Source organism: Paracraurococcus ruber (assembly GCF_004353985.1).
GTDB lineage: Bacteria > Pseudomonadota > Alphaproteobacteria > Acetobacterales > Acetobacteraceae > Paracraurococcus > Paracraurococcus ruber.
The window spans coordinates 1-2,350 of the sequence record NZ_SMOA01000491.1; the positions used below are offsets into that span (position 1 = coordinate 1).

3 protein-coding genes are annotated in these 2,350 nt (G+C 72.3%); 2 read left to right on the forward strand and 1 reads right to left on the reverse strand.

The features are described 5' to 3' along the window. A partial coding sequence (gene tnpB, locus E2C05_RS31090) for an IS66 family insertion sequence element accessory protein TnpB (protein WP_192912560.1) occupies positions 1 to 195 on the forward strand: 195 nt, incomplete at its 5' end. A 64-nt stretch (positions 196 to 259) separates the two neighbouring features. Beyond that, on the forward strand, positions 260 to 1,804 hold the full coding sequence (tnpC, locus tag E2C05_RS31095) for an IS66 family transposase (RefSeq protein ID WP_133223478.1): 1,545 nt from the start codon (positions 260 to 262) through the stop codon (positions 1,802 to 1,804). 2 nt (positions 1,805 to 1,806) lie between these two features. Here the strand turns inward: tnpC and E2C05_RS31100 are convergent, their stop codons facing one another. Then, positions 1,807 to 2,244: a hypothetical protein gene (locus E2C05_RS31100; RefSeq protein WP_133223477.1), complete on the reverse strand. Its 438-nt coding sequence runs from the start codon at positions 2,242 to 2,244 to the stop codon at positions 1,807 to 1,809. Positions 2,245 to 2,350 lie beyond the last annotated feature (106 nt).

The following is a 2,350-nucleotide window of genomic DNA, read 5'->3' on the forward strand; positions in this document are numbered from 1 at the left end:
GGTCGGCTGCTCAAAGCTCTCTGGCATGACGGGGTCGCGCTCAGCCTGCTGGTGCGACGGCTCGAGCATGGACATTTTCCCTGGCCCATGACCTCGACCGGCTCGGTCACGCTGTCGCCGGCGCAGGCTTCGCTGCTGCTCGAGGGCATGGAGTGGCGCTCGGCGCAGCGGGAGTGGCGACCTACGGCAGCGTGATACCACGCCCTGCCGCTTTCGCTTGGCCCGACGCGGGCGGGTCGGCGACGATTCCGCCGTGCCCGTGGATCATGCCGACAGCTGCGATGATGATGCCGGCGGCGGCGACGTCGCCGAACTGCGGGCCGCCCTGGCCGCGGCCGAGGCACGCATCGCGGCGCTGGAGCAGATCATCCACGACCTGCGCCGGGCCCGCTTTGGCCAGAGCGCCGAGCGCGTTGATCCCGGGCAGCTGGCCTTGGCGCTCAGCGGGGTAGCGGCTGTACCGCCTGCGAGCAACGACAATCCGGCACCGCGCGGCCGCAAGCCGCATGCCGAGCGGTGCCGGAACCGCGGCCGGCTGCCGGCCCATCTCGAGCGGATCGAGCAGGTGCTGGACCTCGCCGACCGGCGCTGCCCATGCTGCCGCGAGGAGATGCGGCGCATCGGCGAGGACCGCGGAGAACGGCTCGACGTCGTGCCCGCCCAGCTGCGGGTGCTGGTGACCATCCGGCCCCGCTACGCCTGCCGGCGCTGCGAGGAGGCCGGCGTGCACCAGCAGCCGGCGCCGGCGCGCGTCGTCACCGGCGGCCTGCCCACCGAGGCGCTGCTGGTGCAGGTGCTGGTGGCCAAGTACGGCGACGGCATCCCGCTCCACCGGCAGTGCCAGATCCTGGCACGGCAGGGGATCCAGTTCGACCGCGCCACGCTCTGCGACTGGGTCGGCCAGGCCTGCTGGTGGCTGCGCCCGCTGCGCGACCTCATCCTCGCCCACGTGGTCGGCCATGCCCGGGTCTTCGCCGACGACACGCCGCTACCCACCCTGGAGCGCGGCCTCGGCCGGACCCGGGTGGGTCGGCTGTGGTGCTACGCGGCCGATGACCGTGCCTCTCTCGGGCGCGGGCCGCCAGCGGTGGCCTATGTCTACGCCACCGACCGCAAGGCGACCCGACCCGCGGCCCACCTCGCCGGGTTCAGCGGCACGCTGCAGGTGGACGGCTATCGCGGCTTCCGCACGGTCGCTGCCCGGCGCCGGGGCGGCTCGGTCACGCTCGCCTTCTGCTGGAGCCACCTGCGCCGACGCTTCCACAAGGTCCACGCCCACAACGCCTCACCGGTCGCCGCCGAGGCCCTGCTGCGCATCGGCGCGCTCTACGGCATCGAGCGCGAGATCCGCCGCACGCTGCCCGAGCACCGCCGCACCGTGCGCCAGGCGCGCAGCAAGCCCCTGGTGCAGGACCTGCACCGCTGGCTGGAGGCGAAACTGGATCAGGTCAGCCAAGGCTCGGCCCTGGCCGGCGCCATCCGCTACGGTCTGCGGCACTGGGAGGGGCTCTGCCGCTACCTCGAGGACGGCCAGCTGGAGATGGACACGAACAGCCTCGAGCGGGAAATCCGGCCGGTGGCCAAAACCCGCCGCGCAGCGCTCTTCGCCGGCAGCGAGGGAGGCGGCGACAACTGGGCGATCGCCACGACCCTGGTCCGCACCGCCATCCTGAATGGCGTCAACCCGCAGGCTTGGCTCACCGACGTGCTGCAGCGCATGGTCCGCGGCGAGGTCAGCAGCAAGGCATTGCACACCCTGCTGCCCTGGTCCTGGCGCGATGCCCAGGGCGCGCAAGCGGCGTAGCGCTATACGCCGGGCAGCGAGGCCTGTACCTCCTCCACCTCGCTCGTGTCGGCGTGGATCGCGTCATGGATGATGCGTGTCGTCACGCTCTGCAGGTGGGCGCTCAGCGCGCGGTCGAGCTCGAGGAACTCCGGCCAGAGCACGGTGTCGTTGAACCCGCGCGGCACCCGCACCATCACCGTCGTCCGCTTCTGCCGAGGATACCGGTACGGCCGCAGGCCATAGCGGCGGCACAGCGCCACGAAGAGCTGGCGTGACCACGCATCCGGCATGGAGAACTGCAGCTCGATCGGTGGATCCCGCCGCGACTGCTCCGCCAGCCGCGCCTTGACCCGCTCCAGCGCCGCGCCGGCCGCGTCGCGCTCGCCCGGCGTGCCAGCGCCCGCCATCAGCGCCTCGATCTTGCGCAGCCGCTCCTGCAGCCCGTCCACATCCGCCATACCGGATCCGCCCCAACCCAACCGGCAACAGACTACCCCGGCGTCACCGACCCAGGGAGCAACCTGTCAACACTCCAGTGGGGGTGGGTTCGCCACGACGCGTACC

Bases quoted from the DNA above. Each gene is read 5' to 3' on its own strand.
- E2C05_RS31100 (WP_133223477.1), bottom strand. From the start codon at position 2,244: ATGGCGGATGTGGACGGGCTGCAGGAGCGGCTGCGCAAGATCGAGGCG.